At 41.4% G+C, this 20,537-nt stretch carries 25 protein-coding genes; 7 read left to right on the top strand and 18 right to left on the bottom strand.

Annotated features, from left to right (window positions below):
* Nucleotides 1-12: 12 nt before the first annotated feature.
* From N482_RS08260 to N482_RS08270, 3 genes are read right to left on the bottom strand one after another with little or no spacing between them, the layout of a single operon-like run.
* Nucleotides 13-1,044, bottom strand: a complete 1,032-nt coding sequence (locus N482_RS08260; protein WP_063376583.1) for an ABC transporter ATP-binding protein — start codon at nt 1,042-1,044, stop codon at nt 13-15.
* Nucleotides 1,044-2,675: an ABC transporter permease gene (locus N482_RS08265; RefSeq protein ID WP_063376584.1), complete on the bottom strand. Its 1,632-nt coding sequence runs from the start codon at nt 2,673-2,675 to the stop codon at nt 1,044-1,046. The genes N482_RS08260 and N482_RS08265 overlap by 1 nt, the downstream gene beginning before the upstream one ends.
* Nucleotides 2,675-3,679: a Fe(3+) ABC transporter substrate-binding protein gene (locus tag N482_RS08270; protein ID WP_063376585.1), complete on the bottom strand. Its 1,005-nt coding sequence runs from the start codon at nt 3,677-3,679 to the stop codon at nt 2,675-2,677. Before N482_RS08270 ends, N482_RS08265 begins: the two co-directional genes overlap by 1 nt.
* Before the next feature lie 465 nt (nt 3,680-4,144).
* Between N482_RS08270 and N482_RS24780 the strand changes: the two genes are divergently transcribed.
* Nucleotides 4,145-4,294, top strand: coding sequence for a hypothetical protein (locus N482_RS24780; protein ID WP_155730545.1), 150 nt, complete (start codon nt 4,145-4,147; stop codon nt 4,292-4,294).
* Nucleotides 4,295-4,390: 96 nt separating this feature from the next.
* On the opposite strand, the gene N482_RS08275 is transcribed toward N482_RS24780, so the two are convergent.
* Nucleotides 4,391-5,062 (bottom strand): tRNA-uridine aminocarboxypropyltransferase, encoded by a 672-nt coding sequence (locus tag N482_RS08275; RefSeq protein WP_063376586.1) that lies wholly within the window; start codon nt 5,060-5,062, stop codon nt 4,391-4,393.
* Between the two features lie 74 nt (nt 5,063-5,136).
* Between N482_RS08275 and N482_RS08280 the strand changes: the two genes are divergently transcribed.
* Nucleotides 5,137-5,667, top strand: a complete 531-nt coding sequence (locus N482_RS08280) for a GNAT family N-acetyltransferase (protein ID WP_231100817.1) — start codon at nt 5,137-5,139, stop codon at nt 5,665-5,667.
* Nucleotides 5,668-5,711: 44 nt separating this feature from the next.
* On the opposite strand, the gene N482_RS08285 is transcribed toward N482_RS08280, so the two are convergent.
* The 3 genes from N482_RS08285 to folB are packed head-to-tail and all read right to left on the bottom strand — an operon-like array spanning nt 5,712 to nt 7,354.
* The gene (locus tag N482_RS08285; RefSeq protein WP_063376588.1) at nt 5,712-6,515 is read right to left on the bottom strand and encodes an undecaprenyl-diphosphate phosphatase; all 804 of its coding nucleotides are present in this window, start codon (nt 6,513-6,515) and stop codon (nt 5,712-5,714) included.
* A 6-nt stretch (nt 6,516-6,521) separates the two neighbouring features.
* The gene (gene folK / locus N482_RS08290; protein ID WP_063376589.1) at nt 6,522-7,001 is read right to left on the bottom strand and encodes a 2-amino-4-hydroxy-6-hydroxymethyldihydropteridine diphosphokinase; all 480 of its coding nucleotides are present in this window, start codon (nt 6,999-7,001) and stop codon (nt 6,522-6,524) included.
* Nucleotides 7,001-7,354: a dihydroneopterin aldolase gene (folB, locus tag N482_RS08295; protein ID WP_063376590.1), complete on the bottom strand. Its 354-nt coding sequence runs from the start codon at nt 7,352-7,354 to the stop codon at nt 7,001-7,003. The genes folK and folB overlap by 1 nt, the downstream gene beginning before the upstream one ends.
* Nucleotides 7,355-7,457: 103 nt before the next feature.
* On the opposite strand from folB, the gene plsY reads away from it, so the two are divergent.
* Complete coding sequence (plsY, locus tag N482_RS08300; RefSeq protein ID WP_155730546.1) at nt 7,458-8,057, top strand: glycerol-3-phosphate 1-O-acyltransferase PlsY; 600 nt, start codon at nt 7,458-7,460, stop codon at nt 8,055-8,057.
* On the opposite strand, the gene tsaD is transcribed toward plsY, so the two are convergent.
* From tsaD to N482_RS08315, 3 genes are read right to left on the bottom strand one after another with little or no spacing between them, the layout of a single operon-like run.
* Nucleotides 8,054-9,070, bottom strand: coding sequence for a tRNA (adenosine(37)-N6)-threonylcarbamoyltransferase complex transferase subunit TsaD (gene tsaD, locus N482_RS08305; protein ID WP_063376592.1), 1,017 nt, complete (start codon nt 9,068-9,070; stop codon nt 8,054-8,056). The genes plsY and tsaD overlap by 4 nt on opposite strands.
* Before the next feature lie 33 nt (nt 9,071-9,103).
* Complete coding sequence (locus tag N482_RS08310; RefSeq protein WP_063376618.1) at nt 9,104-9,703, bottom strand: YjaG family protein; 600 nt, start codon at nt 9,701-9,703, stop codon at nt 9,104-9,106.
* Nucleotides 9,687-10,046 (bottom strand): DUF2007 domain-containing protein, encoded by a 360-nt coding sequence (locus tag N482_RS08315; RefSeq protein ID WP_231100815.1) that lies wholly within the window; start codon nt 10,044-10,046, stop codon nt 9,687-9,689. The genes N482_RS08310 and N482_RS08315 overlap by 17 nt, the downstream gene beginning before the upstream one ends.
* A gap of 35 nt (nt 10,047-10,081) precedes the next feature.
* Between N482_RS08315 and N482_RS08320 the strand changes: the two genes are divergently transcribed.
* The 3 genes from N482_RS08320 (at nt 10,082) to N482_RS08330 (ending at nt 13,082) form a co-directional block, all read left to right on the top strand.
* Complete coding sequence (locus tag N482_RS08320; protein ID WP_063376593.1) at nt 10,082-10,480, top strand: DUF2721 domain-containing protein; 399 nt, start codon at nt 10,082-10,084, stop codon at nt 10,478-10,480.
* A gap of 57 nt (nt 10,481-10,537) precedes the next feature.
* Nucleotides 10,538-12,064: a DUF3369 domain-containing protein gene (locus N482_RS08325; RefSeq protein ID WP_063376594.1), complete on the top strand. Its 1,527-nt coding sequence runs from the start codon at nt 10,538-10,540 to the stop codon at nt 12,062-12,064.
* A gap of 109 nt (nt 12,065-12,173) precedes the next feature.
* Nucleotides 12,174-13,082: a LysR family transcriptional regulator gene (locus tag N482_RS08330; protein WP_063376595.1), complete on the top strand. Its 909-nt coding sequence runs from the start codon at nt 12,174-12,176 to the stop codon at nt 13,080-13,082.
* A gap of 56 nt (nt 13,083-13,138) precedes the next feature.
* Here the strand turns inward: N482_RS08330 and ubiA are convergent, their stop codons facing one another.
* Both ubiA and N482_RS08340 read right to left on the bottom strand, forming a co-directional pair.
* Nucleotides 13,139-14,002 carry a 4-hydroxybenzoate octaprenyltransferase gene (gene ubiA, locus N482_RS08335; protein WP_063376596.1) on the bottom strand — a complete coding sequence of 288 codons (864 nt, stop codon included), beginning with the start codon at nt 14,000-14,002 and terminating at the stop codon, nt 13,139-13,141.
* Nucleotides 14,003-14,536 (bottom strand): chorismate--pyruvate lyase family protein, encoded by a 534-nt coding sequence (locus tag N482_RS08340; protein ID WP_063376597.1) that lies wholly within the window; start codon nt 14,534-14,536, stop codon nt 14,003-14,005.
* Between the two features lie 153 nt (nt 14,537-14,689).
* On the opposite strand from N482_RS08340, the gene N482_RS08345 reads away from it, so the two are divergent.
* Nucleotides 14,690-15,085, top strand: coding sequence for a flagellar basal body-associated protein FliL (locus N482_RS08345; protein WP_063376598.1), 396 nt, complete (start codon nt 14,690-14,692; stop codon nt 15,083-15,085).
* Here N482_RS08345 and glpG read toward each other — a convergent pair.
* From glpG to N482_RS08375, 6 genes are all read right to left on the bottom strand, one after another.
* The gene (gene glpG / locus N482_RS08350) at nt 15,063-15,887 is read right to left on the bottom strand and encodes a rhomboid family intramembrane serine protease GlpG (protein ID WP_063376599.1); all 825 of its coding nucleotides are present in this window, start codon (nt 15,885-15,887) and stop codon (nt 15,063-15,065) included. The genes N482_RS08345 and glpG overlap by 23 nt on opposite strands.
* A complete protein-coding gene (gene glpE / locus N482_RS08355) occupies nt 15,884-16,201 on the bottom strand; it encodes a thiosulfate sulfurtransferase GlpE (protein WP_063376600.1) in 318 nt (105 codons plus the stop codon). The genes glpG and glpE overlap by 4 nt, the downstream gene beginning before the upstream one ends.
* A 93-nt stretch (nt 16,202-16,294) precedes the next feature.
* Nucleotides 16,295-17,323: an L-threonine 3-dehydrogenase gene (gene tdh, locus N482_RS08360; RefSeq protein ID WP_063376601.1), complete on the bottom strand. Its 1,029-nt coding sequence runs from the start codon at nt 17,321-17,323 to the stop codon at nt 16,295-16,297.
* Nucleotides 17,324-17,369: 46 nt separating this feature from the next.
* A complete protein-coding gene (locus N482_RS08365; protein ID WP_063376602.1) occupies nt 17,370-18,566 on the bottom strand; it encodes a glycine C-acetyltransferase in 1,197 nt (398 codons plus the stop codon).
* A 305-nt stretch (nt 18,567-18,871) separates the two neighbouring features.
* On the bottom strand, nt 18,872-19,429 hold the full coding sequence (gmhB, locus tag N482_RS08370) for a D-glycero-beta-D-manno-heptose 1,7-bisphosphate 7-phosphatase (protein WP_063376603.1): 558 nt from the start codon (nt 19,427-19,429) through the stop codon (nt 18,872-18,874).
* Complete coding sequence (locus N482_RS08375; protein WP_063376604.1) at nt 19,426-20,469, bottom strand: glycosyltransferase family 9 protein; 1,044 nt, start codon at nt 20,467-20,469, stop codon at nt 19,426-19,428. The genes gmhB and N482_RS08375 overlap by 4 nt, the downstream gene beginning before the upstream one ends.
* Between the last annotated feature and the right edge of the window lie 68 nt (nt 20,470-20,537).

Here is a 20,537-nt window from a genome sequence, read left to right on the forward strand (position 1 = left end):
TACTATTCACTCTTAAGAAAAGAAATTTACCGCATGAGGCTTAATTTTTAAAGAGATCGGTTTAGACAAATCCAGTGGTTTGTCTGCTGGCTTGGCAATTTCGAGTTGTTGCCCTTGTAGCTCTACCGCATATAGGTACTCTGTGCCAACAAAACGTTCCTGATTCACCTTTACATCCCCCGCATCCGTATTAAATAACTCTATATTACTGGGACGAACAAAAATTTTGCCTTGATCTTGAGATTTAGACTGCTCAGTTAACGAATTCACTAACCCAAAGCTTGTCTGAAAACTATCATTGCCAGATGGCTTTGCATCTAAATATACTCCCTGCCCCAAAAACTCGGCAACGACTTTACTCTTTGGCGTTTGAAACAACTCCGTAGGACAGCCTAGTTGCTCAATTTTACCTTTGTGCATAATGGCTAATCGATCTGAAAAAGCAAACGCTTCATCCTTAGAGTGACTAACGAAAATTGCAGAAACCTTTTGGTCTTTGATAATGCTGCGAATATCACTTATCAACTGAAAACGTACTTGTGCATCAATGTTTGAGAAAGGCTCATCTAACAGCAAAAGGTTTGGCCTGTAAGCCAAAGCTCTGGCGATCGCAACGCGCTGCTGCTGGCCACCAGACAACTCATGAGGATAGCGCTTGCCAAAATCACTTAGGAGCACCAATTCAAGCATTTCATCAACGCGAGCTTGTCTTTCGGCGCGGCTCAACTTCCCCAGTCCAAAAGCAATATTTTGAGTCACCGTCAAATGCGGAAACAAAGCATAATCTTGAAACATCATGCCTACGTTTCTATTTTGAGGTGGCACACACACGCCTTTACTATTTACGCACATGGAGCCGATATGAATTGCACCGTTTTGAGGTTTAAGGAGTCCTGCAATTGCTTTTAAGGTGGTTGTTTTTCCACAACCACTCGAACCTAGCAAGCAAACTATTTCATTCTCTTTAACTTGTAGGTCTAAGTCGTCAATTACGACATGGCCATCGTAACTATATTGTAGGGATTCAATAGATAAACTGTACATTATTTCTGCTGTTCCATGGAGCGATTGACTAAATACAAGGGCATTAATCCTACTAATACGATGAATAGGGCTGAGATGGAAGCAAGTTCTAATTGTTCATCACTCACAAACTGAAAAACATGCGTTGCCAAGGTCTCAAAGTTAAAGGGACGGAGCAATAAAGCCGCTGGTAGCTCTTTCATACATTCAATAAATACTAATAGACCTGCGGTTAAAATCCCACGTTTGAGCAGAGGAACATGCACACGACCTAACGTTTGTAAGTTGTTCTTACCTAAAGAGGCACTCGCCATATCAATACTTGGACTGATCCTAACAAAGCTTGCCTCTACAGCGCCGTGCGCAATCGCATAAAAGCGCACAACATAGGCAAAAACCATAGCAAAAATAGTACCGCTGAGTAACAAACCTGGCTCAAAGCCTGTTCCACTGAACCAGCGATTCAGATAGTCATCAAATAATGTCAGCGGCAATAGGACTGCTATCGCCAAAACCGTACCCGGTAAGGCATACCCCATACTAGAGACCTTGCCTGGTAAGCTTTTTGATTTTTGCTCTCCAATACGCTGATAGAACACGACTAAGATGCTAAACAAAATAGCGATAACACTCACATAAAAGCTGATTTTTAAGCTTTGCCATGCATAGGTAAAAAAGTCATCGTTCCACGCTTGATCAAAATAATCTATCGCGTAGCTAAACAGTATCCCCACAGGGATAAAAAATGCCACAATGAGCACTACGCAACAAAATAGCGTCGCCAACCAGCCAGCCTTACCACTGAGTTCATACAAGCAAGTATCGTTAACACTACTTTGACGCTCATGAACAACCTGGCTCTTACGACTCATTTTTTCTAAAGAGAGTGCGACAAATAAAAATAGCAGCATAATACCGGAAATTTTAGCCGCTGCCGTCAACGAGTAATATCCTAACCAAGTATCATACACCGCTGTCGTTAACGTGCTTACCGCGAAATAATGCACAGTTGCAAAGTCAGCCATAGTTTCCATACTGATCAGTGCTAAAGCTGCGACTATTGCACCACGCGACAAAGGAAGGCTTACTCTCAAAAAGCTTTGAAATGGAGACAGCCCCATTAACTGGCTAGCTTGAACCAGTTTAAAAGACTGTTCTCTCAATGCCGTTTTAAATATTAAATAAAGATATGGATACAGCACGAGCGCTATCATCACGATGGCACCAGGCAGAGTACGTATGTCAAAAAACCAGTAATCATCAGGGCTGGTCCAATTAAACCATTCCCGTAATTGGATTTGTACGGGGCCGGCATAATCCAGTAGATCAGTATAAACGTAAGCAATAATGTAGGTCGGCATTGCCAAGGGAAGCATTAATGCCCACTCAAATATACGTTTTCCAGGAAAGTGACAATAAGCGGTCAGCCAGCCAAGTGGCAGTGCTATCAAAGCACTTAGTAGTAAAACCCCAACTATTAACCAGATCGTATTACTGATGTAGTCCCATAGGACGGTATTCCAGAGGTGGGAGAATACTTCAGACTCTCCCTGCAAAGATTCAAATATAAGAAATGCTAGCGGGGTCGACAGGCAAATGCCTATCACCCACGCGATTAGCTGCCAGTGAGACAGATTATTTTTTAGTTGCATTAAAGGTCAAATTTTACCTCATCAATTAGCTTTAACGCTAATGGACGGTATTTACTAATCTCAGCAAGTGGCAAGCTGTCTTCCTTAAACGCTCCCCAAGAAGCTACCATTTTAGATAATTCGACGCCCGGCTTAACTGGGTACTCCATATTCGTCGATGCATACATATTTTGCGCCTTATTGTCCGTCATAAACTCTATGAGTTTCAAGGCATTTTCTTTATTTTTTGCATACTTTGTTAATACCACACCTGACACATTTAAGTGCGAACCTCGGTTGTTCTGATTAGGGAAATTAATGAATACCGACTCTGCCCACGACTTTTGTTTGGCATCTGTCATCATCTTTCCGAAATAATAACTATTGCCTAATGCAACATCGCACAAACCTTCTTTCACTGCTTTCACTTGCGCGCGGTCGTTGCCTTGAGGCTTGCGTGCTAAATTGTTCTTAACACCCACCAACCAGTCTTTTGCTTCTGCTTCACCATGATGTGCAATCATCGAAGCAACTAAACCAAGGTTGTATGGGTGTTTGCCAGAGCGAGTACATATTTTCCCTTTAAACTTAGGGTCCGCTAGCTCTTCATAACTTAAAGAGTCAAGCTTGCCTAGGCGAGACTTCGATGAGTAAACGTTGCGCACACGCTTAGTTAATGCAACCCATTGCCCCTCAGGGTCTCTAAATGCAGAAGGAATATTAGACTCAACTGTTTTACTGTCAATTTTTTGCGTCAATCCTAGGTCTTCTAACTGGATCATTGCGCTGAAATTCGAAGTCAGAACTAGATCTGCACGAGAGTGTTTGCCTTCTCTTTTGACACGCTCAATCAGCCCTTTTTTAGCAAACACGACTTTTGTTTTAATACCTGTCTGCTTAGTGAAATCATCCAAAATTGGTTGAATTAAAAATGGCTGGCGGAATGAATAGATATTTACTTCATCTGCTGCGAATGCGGGTAGGCAAGTCACGGCAGTCAATAATGTGGCAATAGCTCGTTTCATGAGGACTCCAAATCCAAACAATTATTATTCTCAGGCAATTCTAACGCGATTATGAATAAATTACAGCCCACTAATTAGCATGCCAAAGCGATTAATGTCGCTTTAAGACAATTTTTGTGTGCGAGATCTCTCACTTTGTGAGTAGATATCTATGAAGATAGCGCTGATATTATCACCTATTTTCTGGAAACTCTTTGTTATTTAATAATTTTTAATATCACAATAGAACATAGTCTGTTTTTTATGAACTGCAACTTAATGTTCAATACCAATGACAAGACATATACTTAATCTGTCTCTAGGGGAGAGGCTTAAGCAAGGAAAACGGATGTGAATGGCGAAACAAGGAACTAGGTCCCCGCATGGAGTATGGAACTTGGATTATGATGTGTTTGTAGGATGCAAACATTAAAGTAAGGAAGTTGATACACAGGAAGTTAGGATGTGAGGGATTTAGGAAGGGTTATGGAATACCCAAATAAGGATCTAGGCAAAGGAAATTGGCTTACGGAAAAGCTGAGGCGAATGGACGGGGTTTGGATGGCCCAAGTGGAAAGGCGCAGGATGCATGTGAACTTGCAGAACCAAAACACCAAGCAAGTTGTATGGAAATGATGTAAGGAGTTGATCAAATCAACATAGCAGGATGCTGTTTAGAAGATTCCGTCAAGCGCGGCTCGAAAGAGTCGCGCTATCTTCATTGGATGACATTCAGTTATTTAGTTTACTTCTTTTACCCTTCAGATAAGCATCTCTAAAGTCAATAAAATGCTGTGTTAAGTAAGCTGCTGCTTCTGCTTCACCATTTTCTGCAAACACCACACAAGCGACTTCTGCCGTACCAAGTTGGTGCTCATGAGGCGCAACACGCAGCTTGTAATTGGATAAACTCTGAGGTGAAATTGACAATACGGGTAACGCATCCAGGTATGGGCTTTTTCTAAACATTTTTTTAGCTTCACGCCATGTACCATCTAAAAAAATGTATAACGGTGTTTTCCCAGTTTCACCAGTTACTTTTTTGATCACTCTGTGCGGTTCAACGTTTTCTTCAGGAAAAACAATAATGGGTTGATACTGCTCGTTTGACAATAACGCTAGTAATGCTTTATCAGGCTCTGTTCTGTCCCACCTGAAAGCGTAATTGTTTGGCACAATGTCAGCAATAAGTCGCCCAGTGTTAGATGGCTTAAAACTTTCATTATGGTACATTATTAGGCACACTGCGCTGTCACAGTCAGCCTGTATCACTCCGTCACAAATACATAGAGGCTCAGCCAGTAGGCAAGTTTCACAACGGGTGAGTTTAGACCCTCGGGCTTTAAACTCTCTTTTAGATTCAGCAATTTGCTGTGCACGAAGAGCCAATACAGAGTTGCTCAAAATAACCTCCGATAAAAAACGACGGGGTATTGTACCAAGTCTCACTCTAAAAGGATAAATGGAATACCATTAAAATCAGTGCTTCTTCGCGGTTAGCCTACCGCCTACTTACGCCCTCAGATCGTGATTTTCTGTTTGCACTAGATCAAGATCCTGAGGTTATGCGATATATTAACGGTGGCAAGCCTAACACCCTAGATGACATCGACAACTTTTTTATACCGCGCCTACGCCAATTTACCAACGAGCAGCAAGGTTGGGGATTGTGGGGCTGTTTTTTGAAACCTCAAAACAAGTTTATTGGCTGGGTATTGGTTCGCCCGATGAATTTTTTTACTGAACAAAGAACAGGTAATAACCTTGAGATAGGCTGGCGATTCATGCAATCTCACTGGGGCCAAGGTTTTGCCTCTGAAGCCGCGCTTCAAGTGAGTAATTCACTTATGCAAAACCAAGTCTATGACACACTAACAGCAATCACCTTACGTGATAATGTAGGCTCAATTAAAATAATGGAAAAGCTCGGCCTCACTTACAAAGAATCCAAACTGCATCATGACCCTCTCGGAGGTACCGAGGTTGTTTTGTATGAGCGACATCTTTAAAAGGTTAATAGCGGCAGAGTCATTACTCTCCCGCTAATGCGCGCTTACATAGATAAGAAAATCACTAAGAAACCGCCTAAAGCCAGACGATAAATAACAAACGGTAACATGCCCATTCTTTCAATCACTTTTAAGAAAAAGTGGATACAGGCATAAGCTGAAAAGAATGAAAGCACCGCACCGGTAATGATATCTGTGGCATTAAATTCTGTGCCTTCAGAGATTAACTTATAAGTTAAATAACTGCCTGCCGCAGCAATAACAGGAATAGACATCAAAAATGAGAACCTAGCAGCACTTTGTTTATTCAATCCCATCATTAACCCAATCGTCATGGTAATGCCCGAGCGCGAAGTGCCAGGCAGAACCATAGCAATAACTTGAGATAAGCCGATGCATAACGCCATAAACCAATTGACCTGATAGATGGTTTTAACTTGTTTGGCTGTCTTATCCGCGTACCACAGTAACAAACCAAAGCCAATTGTCGTTGCAGCAATGATCCATGCATTTCGCGAATACTCTTCTACAAAATCTTTCGCGAAGTAGCCAATAATAAGGGAGGGTAATGTTGCTAACAAAATAAACCACCCAAGCTTACTATCGTCAGTGGCTCCCTGACTTCCAAAGGACTTGAACCACGCAGTTAAAATCTCACTCACTTCTTTACGAAAATAAATCACAACAGCAAACAAGGTACCCACATGTACCGCAACGTCAAAGGCTAAACCTTGATCTTGCCAGCCAAGTACTTGAGAAGGAAGGATCAAGTGTGCTGAACTCGATATTGGTAAGAACTCTGTTAACCCTTGAATTAGAGCCAATACAATTATTTCGATAATACTCATTTTAATTTACAGCTCCACTTTCCATAGCTTTTGAGAAGGGTTGTGATAGTTTTGCCAAATCGCTTTTATTTTCTGACCGGCAACGGGGTGCTCTACCTCAGCGGCAACTTCAGATAAAGGCAAGAGTACAAATGCATTTTTAGTAATTTCATCTCTTGGTAATTGTGCGGGCTCTTCACAAATCATGTCATCGTACATTAATAGATCGAGGTCTAGTGTACGAGGGCTGAACTTTTTATCACTTCTCGTACGGCCATTATCTTGTTCGATTTGTTTTAATATGAGACAAACTTGTTCAACGCTAATTATTGTTTTTGCTGCAAATACTGAGTTAAAAAAGTTTCTCCCGCTAAACCCAACTGGCTCGCTCTCATATACATTAGAATGAGAATAGTCGGGAAAATGCTTAATTAAAGCGGCTAATCCATTTTTAAAATGTCGCTCTCTGTCCACATTAGAGCCAATACTGATGTAAATTTCTGCCATTAGTTTTTTGTCCGTAAGATCTCAATCCCCACTGTTTGGGCTTGTGCAACCGCTGCAGGCTTGCTCACTCTTATTTTAACATCACTTACAGAAAACTCGGCTAAAATCGCCTCAGCCAAACGTTCTAATAAAGTTTCTAATAATTCAACTTGGCAAGAAGTTGATAGCTCGATTACTCGCTCGCTCACTTTGGCATAATCTACAGCGAGATTAATGTCATCCGTCTTGGCCGCTTGAGTAATATCTGTAGACATTTCAATATCAAAATAAAGGCTTTGTTTACTTTCTTTCTCAAAGTCGTAAACTCCTATTATGGTCTCGACGTGCAATTGCGAGATATAGACCTTGTCCATGTATACTCCTAGCATGACTAAAACAGGTCGGCTCAATACTTATAGCCGTACAAAAGAATCGCGATCATAGCCCAAATTAAAGCAAGAAAAAATAAGGAAGCTTGTGTTAGTCATTTTAATGTGTATTTGTGCTTATTTATTTGGTTCAATTTCGTCCGCGATTTTAATCTCTCGGCTTTTTTCTTTGCCGGATCCTCGCTTTTCAGGTTCGAACAACCCAGGCGCAACTAATGTCCTGCGACTTGGCGGCAAGCTTCCTGCTGCACTCGTACTTGTTTTCGATGTACTAAAGGGCACGATCCCCGTTTGGGGAGCTTACTTTCTTAATATCGAGCCTATATGGTTAGGTGCTGTTGCAGTGAGCGCCTGCCTTGGTCATATTTATCCTGTCTTTTTTCACTTTAATGGAGGAAAGGCTGTTGCCACCGCATTTGGTGCGCTGCTACCAATTGGGTTACCTTTGGCTGGGTTATTAATTTTGACGTGGCTGTTGGTTTTGTGGGCCTTTCGTTTTTCATCTCTCGCGGCTATTGTCACGGTTGCAGCAGCACCTTTATATACATGGCTTATCAAACCTCAATACACGTTACCCGTGGGCTTTTTAACTATCTTGATAATATTTCGACATAGAGCGAATATCTCTAGGCTCTTACAAGGCAAAGAACCTAGGGTCGGTAAGAAAAGCGGAGATAAATCTGATTAAGACACAGGTGGTAAGCTGTCTAAAGGCCAACGCGGTTGGGTTTTCATATCTAACGGAGCAATCTGTCCTGCCTTAAGGCGCTGCATACCGGCAAACGCAATCATCGCACCATTATCTGTACAGAATTCAGTCCGAGGATAATAAACGCGACCTTGCATCCCTTGCATCATACGCTCTAGTTTTCCTCTTAATTCAATATTTGCACTCACTCCACCTGCAATAACCAAACGCTTGATACCCGTTTGTTTTAAGGCGCGCTTACACTTAATTGCTAACGTATCAATGACTGCCGTTTGAAAAGCATGTGCAATATCTGCTTTGGTTTGCTCGTCGCTACCTTCACTTTTTATCGTATTTGCGGCGGCTGTTTTTAGGCCGCTGAAGCTAAAGTCCAATCCAGGCCGGTCTGTCATAGGTCTCGGGAAAACAAATCTGTCTGGTATACCTTGTGTTGCGAGCTTTGCAAGTAAAGGACCGCCAGGATAATCTAAGCCCAACAATTTAGCAGTCTTATCAAACGCTTCACCTGCGGCATCGTCCACCGACTCACCCAAAATTTCATATTCACCAATGCCTGCAACTTTCACCATCATGGTATGCCCACCAGATACCAGCAAAGCAACAAACGGAAATTCTGGCTTATCCTCTTCAAGCATGGGGGCAAGTAAATGTCCTTCCATATGATGGACAGCAACCGCTGGGATATTCCAACCAAACGCCAATGAGCGACCAATGGAGGTCCCTACAAGCAGAGCACCTACCAACCCAGGGCCCGCAGTATAAGCAATGCCATCTAATGACTCGGGGCCACAGTTGGCTTGTTCAAACGCCGCTTCAATTAATGGAATTGTTTTTCTAACATGATCTCGAGACGCAAGCTCAGGCACTACACCACCGTAATCAGCATGCACTTTTACCTGACTGTACAGCTGATGGGCCAATAAACCTTGTTCATCGTCATAAATGGCTATGCCGGTTTCATCACAGGAAGATTCAATACCTAAAATACGCAACCTTGTTCTCCACTACTTTACTTTATCTACTACTTACGCTGACTCAATAGCCAGGCCAATATTGGTCTGCCCATCACTAACAGCTTGTGCTTTAAGCTGCTTAATTGATTCTGAAGTGATTCTCCCCATCTGTTCTACAAAGTCAATTAATTCTGAGAGCACGTCAATTTCGTACTGCATTAATGGGTGCTCTCGCACTAACTTATTGTCCGGCGTAATATCTTCAGACATCAACAAAAACTCTATGTATCTTGCAACAGTCGCCTGTGAAATTTTTGCTACATTGACAAACTCAGAGTCATCTTTAGTCATAAGCCCTTGAATAAAGCCAAGTAATGCTGTTGATACATCAATTGCAGGGTAAGTTCCGAACATATCAAAGTCTGATAGTTCAGGTACGTTTGGTTCAATTTTCTCTATTTGTTTTTCAAGACTAATTTTACTTTTTGGTAAAAGTAGCTTTTCCCAACATAAATTTAATGCGTTTCTGAACACTTGCTCATCACCAAAACCTGTTGCTTCACTAAAAAGCCCGTAATTTGGTGTCATACGTTCCAAAATAGCAGCTGCAAGAACGGCTTTTTGTAGATAGTTGAGTTCTCTGATCCGCTGAAAGTTATTTGCTTTGTTCATATTCATTTCCGCAATGCCAACAACATTGAAATGCCGCACCATTTTGCTCATTACAATTTGGACACTGCCAATCTTCATTTGATTTTGACTGGTGGTAGTTTACCAATATTTCTTCGCCAAGGGGCAACTTTATCGCAGGTACAAGGATCTTTATTGCGTTATTGGCAAAGGGCAATTCCCCCAATGAAGAGCTCAACACCTCCCCTTGAATTTTAGTCGTTATCCTTGCTTGATTTAGCAATCCTTTGACCAGGTGTGCTTCAATTACATTATCAGTACTAAACAAACAACACCAAGTGTCTAATTCGTTTTCCATAGCGCTCAAGTCTAATTTTGCTATCATAAACAATATTGTAGTGTGTAAATCGGAAGAGCTCTATGACTCTCACAACACCGGGATTACTTTTTCCTGCTATTTCCTTACTATTGCTTGCATATACTAATCGGTTTTTAGTATTGGCCCAACTGATTCGAGAGTTAAATGCTCGAGAGGGGGACACGTTACGCCCCCTTGTTGTGCAACAAATCAATAATTTAAAAAAGCGCATCAAACTAATTAGGCTGATGCAGGTCTGGGGCGTCTTTTCATTTTTACTTTGTACCCTATCCATGTTCGCCTTGTTCATTGAGGTAAATTTGCTTGGTATTGTTTTATTTGGGGCAAGCTTGTGTTGCCTAGTAGCATCACTGATGCTCTCCCTATACGAAATCCATATTTCTTGCGACGCAATCGAAATTGAACTCAATAATATTGAAAAAAAGCCAATGCAAGAGTAAGCATCTCGTCTTGGCCTGACTATACTGACATTAACAACAGTAAAAGGCGGGCCGTGTGTGAGTGGTTTTCTTTTTTCAAATGAACAACTAAGAGAAGAAGCGAGTACTCAAAAAGAGGATGCCTTCTGGGAAGTACTAGTCGTAGACGATGAGGAAGACATCCATCAGGTAACCAAGCTCGTTCTTTCTGACTTCAGGTTTGAAGAAAAGTCATTGAGATTTCATCATGCTTATTCGGCACAGCAAGCCATGGAAATTTTAGAGGGCGAAAACTCAATTTCAGTTGGTTTGATTGATGTTGTTATGGAAAACAACCATGCCGGATTAGACTTAATCAAGTTTATTCGTAACGATATCGCCAATCATGATATTCGATTGATTTTGAGAACAGGGCAGCCTGGGGAAGCCCCTGAAGAATCTGTCATACGTGACTATGACATCAATGATTACAAAAACAAAACAGAGCTGACAGCCGTCAAGCTAAAAACTCTTCTCTACTCTGCACTGCGCTCCCATCGAGATTTGCAGACCATAGAACTGCACAAAAAAGGACTTGAGCGCATTATCGCTGCCTCTTCGAGTTTTCTAGAGTGTGATAATGTGCAAGACTTCGCGTCTACTATACTCAACCACGTTTCTCAGGTTTTAGGCTTATCAGATTCTGAAATATATTGTGCTGCGGCCACTAACCGACAAACCGACTCTGGTTCACAATTTAAGTTATTGGCCGCATCGGGGGAAGGTGTAGAGCCCAGCTCAGAAAAAATCCCCACAAACGTAAAAAACCTTTTTATTGAAACACATAACAGAAAAACTTCTTGCAAGTCCTGCAATGAATATGTGGGCTATTTTACCTCAAAAGGCGGCCTCGAAACGATGCTTTATGTAAGCAAAAAAAGTTCTTTGCAGAGTACGGATTGCCAACTTCTTGAGTTCTTTGCCAACAATATTGCGCTTGCACACGATAATTTAAAGCTCAGAGAAACCGTAAAAGAATCTCAACGTGAACTCTCTTATATTTTAGGCGAAGCCGTAGAGAAACGCTCAAAAGAAACTGGCTCCCATGTTAAGCGCGTCGCAATGTACAGCAAATTACTTGCTGAACTTTCAGGTATCAATAGCTATCAAGCTGAAATTATTAAAATGGCTTCACCTCTTCATGATATCGGCAAAATAGGCATTCCAGATGTCATTCTTAACAAGCCAGGAAAGCTTACCAGTGGCGAATGGGAATTAATGCAAACTCACGCCCAGTTAGGCTACGAGATATTGAAAAATTCTACGAATGAAATTTTACAATGTGGCGCAACAATTGCCCATCAACATCATGAGAAGTGGGATGGCAGTGGCTACCCACAAGGTCTAAGTGGCGAAAATATTGACATAGTAGGCAGAATCACTGCCTTGGCTGACGTTTTTGACGCCCTCGGCAGTAAAAGATGCTATAAAACGGCTTGGCCACTTGAAAAAGTGATTTCTGAGATTAAATCTCAAAAAGCCAAGCAATTTGATCCCAAATTAGTTGATTTGTTTATAAATAATCTGGAACAATTCATTTTAATTAGGGATAACCATCCCGACTAAAAATTTGTAGCGAAATGTAAAAAATTCACTTGGATGTTTCCTTAATCTGTATTAGTATTAGGAAATCAACGTTATGATTGCATTTTTGTTGAAATAAAAGGAATTTCAAATGAGATTTGAACAACTTGAGCAATTTGTTGCTCTTGGCAACCTTCGTCATTTCAGACAAGCTGCCGAACAAACCCAGATCAGTACTTCTGCGTTGACCAGAAGCATACAAACTCTGGAAGATGAAATTGGGTGTGAGCTCGTTAAACGCTCTACACGATCAGTGAAATTAACTGAACAAGGAGAGCTGTTTTTAAACTATTGTAAAACCACACTAAGTGAGCTTGACGTAACTAAGAACACGATTAAGCAAAGCTTATTCGGTAGAGATCAACAAAAGCTAATCGTAGGCTATACGGCCAAAGCAAGTGAAATTGTGCCGATGTCTTGCGGTAAGTTCTTAGCTGATTATCCTAATGTGAAAATTGAGATGCAGCTTCTAAACGAACACGAATTAACGAGAAAGGTGCAACTCGGTGAAGTCGACATTAGTGTTTACCTTTCTTCTGCGACAAGCTTAATAAGTGATATCCATTTGCCAGATCAGCTTATTCTCTTCGTTTCTAAAATGCATCCGTTGGCTTCACAGGATTGCATTCGCAGAGCAGAGCTTTCTCAGTACCCTATGTACGGTTGTTTCTCTCAATCCAAACAGGTGCAGAGCATGCTTAACGAAGCTGTTGAAGGTCTGAACAAATCAACAAGTGTTAAAATAGGTAACATCACGCAAGTTATTGATGGTTTGAAGTGTAGCCAAAGCTTTGCTATCGCGAGTATTGAACACTCAAAAACAATTGCGCAAGATCCTGAATTAGCACTTTTAAAGACTAATAAAGATGATAGTCACGAGCAGTTGGTTATTAATACTAACCATCAAATTAGTGGTAATACCCATGTCAGCAGCTTGCTCAAGCTGATTGAAAAGACGGCAAGTCAATTACAAATGAATAGTGCGCCAGTGCATTCTTAATTTCTCTTCTACTTGACGCACGTAGCCCACATCCTATTTTTGATGTGGGCAAACGTCTAACCTAACAGCACGCCCACAAACATTATCAAGCCAACATAATTATTATTTAAAAATGCTTTGAAGCAGGCATCCCTGTCACGTGTTGTGACTTCTTTTTGTAAATATCCTAGCGCTATGCATGCAATACCATAAGCCAACCAAAAACCGACTCCTAAGTTATAAACCATTGCGACATAGGCCATTATTAACATAAACCCAAGGTTTAAAAGTGCAATAATATGTCTATCCCACTTGCCAAATAGAATTGCCGTAGACTTAATTCCAATTTTAAGGTCATCATCTCTATCTACCATGGCATACATCGTATCGTAAGCGACAGTCCATACCAAATTGGCTACGAATAGATACCAAGCAACCATAGGCACCTCGCCGGAAGCCGCCATGAAAGACATTGGGATCCCCCAACTAAACGCAGCCCCAAGTACAACCTGCGGCAAATGTGTATACCGCTTCATAAACGGATACATAGCAGCTAAAATAACACCGCCAACGGACAGCACAATTGTTTGCCAATTTAGTAGTAGCACTAGTGCAAAAGCAGCAAGCACCAATACGAAAAACAAATATAGTGCTTCTTTTGATGACACCACCCCTCTTGCCAATGGCCTCATTGCGGTGCGTTTTACAGCGCCATCAACTTTACGATCTGCAAAGTCGTTAATCACGCAACCCGCACTTCGCATTAAAAATGTTCCCACCGAGAAAACAAATATATGCAACAAACTAGGCGAGCCATCTGAAGCTAGCCATAAGCTCCACATGGTGGGCCACAATAATAAAAACGTACCTATGGGTTTATCCAAACGCATAAGTTGCTTGTACTCTGGGTAGTGTGATAACTGTAAAACAGCACTTTTCATTTATTCAATTCCATTGTTGAATATTTCGCATACCAAAACTTTAGCATTTTGATTTGTAAATATACTTCTTCTAGCAAAGAAAGGCATAGAAGGCGCTGAAAAAAGTGCGGCCAACTGTTTGCGGCTTTGTGAACATTGAATGTGGCACACTTCTAAAGCACCGCGTTGCCAGTCAGACTCTTGGAACAACCTCTCTCCCAGAGGTTTATTACCCATGTTGCTCAGCCCCAATTCATTAGCTTCTACAGTAATCCAGCTTTGAGCATAAACATGCGGCACACCATCACATAGCAGCAGCACCTCTCGACATAAGCTATGACTAGCGCTTCTACCTAGTAGTTTGGCTATATTCGCTGGTGGCATCATCAGCGTTTCACTTAATACTTGTACGCTAAAATCGACACACTGGCTTTTGAGTAACGCGGTCAAGGAGCCCTGCTCTACTAATCTATCATACAACCAAGAGGGTGCTTTTTCATTCAGTTGGTTTATGCCACACCACTGAAAATCTAGGGAAATAGGATTTTTCAACAATTCAATTATTCAATAAGGACCAAATCGCCGCCATGATACCAAAGCTTAGCAATGCAAAAAAGTTTGTGATTATCTTATTGCCCGCTGTTCATGTTTTAGATTTAAGTATAAACTAAGCTTATTATTGATATTTGGTTACTTTTTTAGGCAATTATGGTTCGTTTTCATTTATTGTTAATAGCGCTATTGGTCAGCACCTTGAGTTTTAAGCTTAAAGCAGAGTCAACTGTTGGCTATTATGGTTTCGAGCCAGATATCATCACCAATTATATCGGCCAATCAAACAAAAAGTTAGGCTATGTAAGAGTCACTATTGATCTTATGCTAGACGATATTTCCAACATCGCGGTCGTAGAGCACCACACTCCCTTATTGAGAGATGCAATCGTGCAAATCTTAAGTAAAGAACCAGAAGAGACAATCAAGTCACTAACTGGTCGAGAAGAGATAAGACAAAGGTGTGCGGCAAAGTTAAAGTCTCTGTTAAAAGATGAGACTGGACAAGAGATAATCCGAGAAGTCCTTTTTACAAAGTACCTTTATCACTAATTTTGGCATGTAAAAAGGCCACCACAACCCCAGATAAGAGTCCAAATAAGTGTGCCCAATTCGCCATACTGATAAACAGTACGTCGGCAAACCCTAATACCATCCAAATTAACATGAAACCAACGATTGGCTTGGACAATATTGGGGACTCGTTGTTATTAAGCGAAGAATAAACCCAGCAAAACCCTAGCTGCGCATACACCACTCCACTAAGTCCGCCGAACTCAGCATCTACGAAAAGGAATTGCGCCCAGTTACTAATAAATGCACTCGAAATAAATAATACTGCTAGCGTATAGAAGTTCGTTCTTGTGACTATTTGATTACCCAAATAAAGCCACCAACTTAGGTTAAATAAAAGATGAATAATACCAAAGTGTACAACAGCTGGAGTTAACCAAGTAATCGGGTTGTCTATATTGAATTTAAGTGCATTAAAAATGCTGTTGGCATCATAAACAAAGAAGCTCGCAAAAAGTAAAATACTGATGACGGCGACTGACTGTAAAAGCCAGTTGAGGCGAATAAAACGTGAAAAGAGGTTTAATTGCGTGCCTTCATACTTTAAAGGGTTTTGCGTCGACCCTACCTGCCAAGAAGCTTGACTGTACTTATCACTATAAGGATCAGAGAGAAACTCACGCCAATACTGTTCAGCCAAAGCGTAATCCTGCTCCTTTATCCACACGGTGACGACTCTTCCATCTTCACTGTGTAGTTGGCAATGGATTCCCTGTGTCTGAAGGTAGTCAGCAGCTCCTTGAACCGCTCTGGGGTCAGAAAAGGAGCCTAAACATTTCATCTTTCTATACTATTTGGCTGAGATTGTTCCCACTGCGTAAATCCGCCGTCCATGCTATATACATCTTCAAAACCTTGTTCAACCAAGTAATTTGCAGCATTTTGCGAGCTTATGCCGTGGTAGCACACTATGATGATCGGTTGTTCAAACTCTTTTTCCTGCATAAAGTGCGCAAGATTTTCGTTGGATAAGTGCTCAGATCCTGGAATATGACCCGCTGCATAGGAGTTTGGATCTCGAATATCAGCTATCACTACATCCTCGTGAGACATCATTTCATGGGTTTGTTCAATGGTGATATGTTTAAAAGACATCTTACTCTCTTTAAAAAAACGACCTTTATAAATGCGGCTAATGTGTTATCTATTAGCCGCAGCAACACACTCTTTGTGTTAAGTGTTCTAGGCTTATTCTGCCCAGTTTAAAATTACTTTTCCAGATTGGCCAGAGATCATTGTATCGAAGCCTTCTTGGAAGTCATCAACATGGAATTGATGGGTAATGATTGGTTCTAAGTTTAGGCCTGACTGGATTAAACTGGCCATTTTATACCAAGTCTCAAACATCTCTCGGCCATATATGCCTTTGATGACAAGGCCTTTAAAAATCACCTGATTCCAATCAACCGCCATATCACTCGGAGGAATGCCTAGCATGGCAATTTTTCCACCATGATTCATATTATTGAGCATGCTATTGAAAGCAACTGGCACACCAGACATCTCTAAACCGACATCAAAGCCTTCTGTCATACCTAATTCTTGCATGACATCTTCCAGTTTTTCATTTGCAACATTAACAGCTTGTGTTGCACCCATTTTTCTTGCAAGATCCAAGCGGTACTCGTTCACATCGGTGATTACAACATGACGTGCACCAACGTGCTTAGCTACTGCCGCAGCCATAATGCCAATTGGGCCTGCGCCTGTAATTAATACGTCTTCACCCACTAGGTCAAATGACAGTGCAGTGTGAACTGCGTTACCAAATGGGTCAAAAATAGATGCTAACTCATCTGAGATATTATCAGGGATTTTAAATGCATTATATGCAGGGATCACAAGGTATTCAGCAAATGAACCTTCTCTGTTTACGCCAACACCGATTGTGTTACGACATAAATGAACACGTCCACCACGACAGTTGCGGCAATGTCCACAAGTAATATGGCCTTCACCAGATACACGGTCACCTATCGAAAATCCACGTACTTCTTGGCCCATATCAACGATTTCACCCACATATTCATGGCCTACAACCATGGGGGTCGGTATGGTGTTTTGCGACCACTCATCCCATTTGTAAATATGGACATCCGTACCACAGATCGCTGTTTTACGGATCTTGATAAGCAGATCATTGTGCCCCATTTCTGGCTTTGGCACATCGGTCATCCAGATCCCTTCTTCAGCTTTCAACTTGGATAATGCTTTCATAATACTCACTCGTTAGAAAGTAGGTGCCCAAATAGGCACCTAGCTATTAAATCACACCTAAATCTTTACCAATGCGGATAAATGCAGCAATCGCTTTATCTAGTTGCTCTTTGGTGTGCGCAGCTGAGATCTGTGTACGAATACGTGCTTGACCTTTTGGTACGACAGGGAAAGAGAAACCAATAACGTAGATGCCTTCAGCGAGTAGTCTGTCCGACATTTCTGCCGCAACCTTCGCATCACCCAACATCACTGGAATAATCGCATGGTCTTTACCCGCACATGTGAAGCCCGCAGCTTCCATCTCACTACGGAAGTGTGCCGCGTTTTCCCATAACTTTTCACGAAGCGCTTTGCCATCTTTGAGCATATCTAATACTCTGATAGACGCCGTTACAATAGATGGAGCCAAAGAGTTTGAGAATAAGTATGGGCGTGAACGCTGGCGTAACCACTCAACGATTTCTTTTTTACCAGAAGTGTAACCACCTGACGCACCGCCAAGCGCTTTACCTAAAGTACCTGTAATAATGTCAACACGATCCATTACACCGCAGTATTCAGGCGTACCTGCACCATTTTCGCCAACGAAACCTACTGCGTGAGAATCATCTACCATTACCAACGCATCATACTTGTCAGCAAGATCGCAAACGGCTTTCAAGTTACAGATCACGCCATCCATTGAAAACACACCGTCCGTCGCAATTAGCTTAGTTTTTGCACCAGCTTCAGTCGCTGCGATTAGCTGTTGCTCTAGATCAGCCATGTCGTTGTTCGCGTAGCGGAAACGCTTCGCTTTACATAAACGCACACCATCAATGATTGACGCGTGGTTTAGTGAGTCAGAGATGATGGCATCTTCTGGGCCTAAAATCGTCTCGAACAGACCAGCATTCGCATCAAAACAAGACGAATAAAGAATCGTGTCTTCTGTTTCTAAAAATGTACTGATTTTTTCTTCTAGTGTTTTATGAATATCTTGTGTACCACAAATGAAACGTACTGAGGCAACGCCAAAACCGTGATCAGAAAGCCCCTGTTGCGCAGCTTCAATCAGCTCTGGATGGTTAGCTAAACCTAAATAATTGTTTGCACAAAAATTGATTACACTTTCACCTGTTGAAACAGCAATTTCTGCTTGCTGTTGTGAAGTGATAATACGTTCTTTTTTATATAAACCTTCAGCTTTTACTTCTTCTATCTGTTGTTGAAGTTGGCTGTAAAATGCCGCTGCTCTCATGTAGAGTCTCCATTGGTTGCACGGAGTGTGTACACATATAATTGTCGTAACACTGGCGCCCTCAGAAATAACAAATCATTTCGTCGCTAGCTAATAAGCTAACCACCAGAATTTAATCAATAATTCGCTAGATGTAAGGGTTCAAAGTAAATCAACAAAAAACGGATACACACCAAATGAAAAGTCATACCCAAGCGTATTGCTTAGTTTTGTATGAATGCATTACATAACTTGAGTATATTTTAAAAGGTTCGCAAGCTAAATGCACGAATTGTGATTGGCTTGTTTTGTTCAACTGTAAATAATCAAGCATCTTTGAGTACAAGATCAGGCACACCCGAAAGGGATTCACACACCAAATCAGCAGCTAACATGTCTTTTTCGTCAAATGTTTGCCCTGACCTCACTAACACTTTAATCGCCACACCAGCAGCTTTAGCGGCTTTCATATCTGATCCCTTATCACCAACCATAATGCTTTGGGTAGGATCAATATCGTGCGCTTCTATTGCTTGTAACAGCATGCCAGGGTGTGGTTTACGGCAATTACAATCCATTAAGTACTTAGGTTGCGCTTGTTTAGGGTGATGAGGACAAAAATATACCCCGTGGATTTCAACGTTATTTTCTAAAAACTGCGCACACATCCAATCCGTTAAAACCTTAAACTGCGCTTCATCATAGTAACCTCGACCAATACCTGATTGGTTTGTTACCACGACAATTTTATAGCCTTGATCGATAAAACGCTGACACGCTTCGAACACACCATCAATAAATTCAAATTCTTCAATTTTATGTACATAGGCATGATCATGATTGATCACCCCGTCACGATCTAAAAAGACGGCTTTATACTTCATAACTGCTCTTGCTTTACTACTTTGTCAAACATGGACTGCACCTGTTCAACGTCTATTTGTGCCATTAAATCTGTACCTTTAACTCGCATTCCCCAAGGTAATTCTTGCGCTGATTTTCCTTTTTTGGAAAGCAGATTCTTATGATAAACCTCAACAACATAGTGTTGATAAAGGTAAGGGCCAGTGCGTTTTGGGTTCGAATGGGCATATAAGCCAATTACCGGAGTACCAACTGTCACTGCCATGTGGGCAGGCCCCGTATCTGGTGCCAATACTAATTTAGCTTGTTTGAGTACACACAGTAGTTCTTTTAGTTGTGTTTTACCAACAAGATTGACGATGTCACAGTTTGCATGCTCAATGATTGCTCTACTCAGAGACTGCTCCATCTCTGTTGGACCGCCTGTAATCACGACACTAAAACCCTGCTCCGAAGCATAATCAGCCAGTGCTGCATAGCGCTCAGGTAACCAATTTCGCTCTTTTTTACTCGCGGCAGGCGAAATCACAAAAACCCTCTCAAGCCCACTTAACAGCGCTTTGGCCTGTGCTTCGTCATCAGCAGAGTAAGGCATATCCCAATTAATTTGATTATCATTAACTCCTATTGCACGCGCAAAATTGTGAAAACCTTCTAGCACGTGGGGTTCTTTTTGCGGCTCGATACGCTGATTTATAAATAAGGAATGTAGTTCTTTTGAGCGCCCTTTATCAAAGCCAACCTTTACCTTTGCAGGAATTTGCAACGCTGCTACATTAGCTCTTAATGCTACTTGCATATGCAACAGCACATCAAATTTACGCCCTTTAAAGTGTGCTTTTAAATCTTTAAAAGCAGTCTTGCCACGTTTTTTATCAAAAATTACAAACTCAACGCCAGGCAAGCCAGCTAAAAGCATCGCCTCCACTTTACCTATTACCCAAGTAATTTTTGCTTGCGGATGAGCTCTTTGAATTGCCTGTACGGCAGACACAGCATGGCAAACGTCGCCTATTGCTGATAGCCTTAGAATACAAATAGAAGAGATTGAATTAGACACGCAGCCTTACCAAATAATTGAATTAACGCCTGATCTTAAATTAATCATCCAGATTTGCAACACTTGTC

It is taken from the genome of Pseudoalteromonas luteoviolacea NCIMB 1942 (genome assembly GCF_001625595.1).
Lineage (GTDB): Bacteria > Pseudomonadota > Gammaproteobacteria > Enterobacterales > Alteromonadaceae > Pseudoalteromonas > Pseudoalteromonas luteoviolacea_A.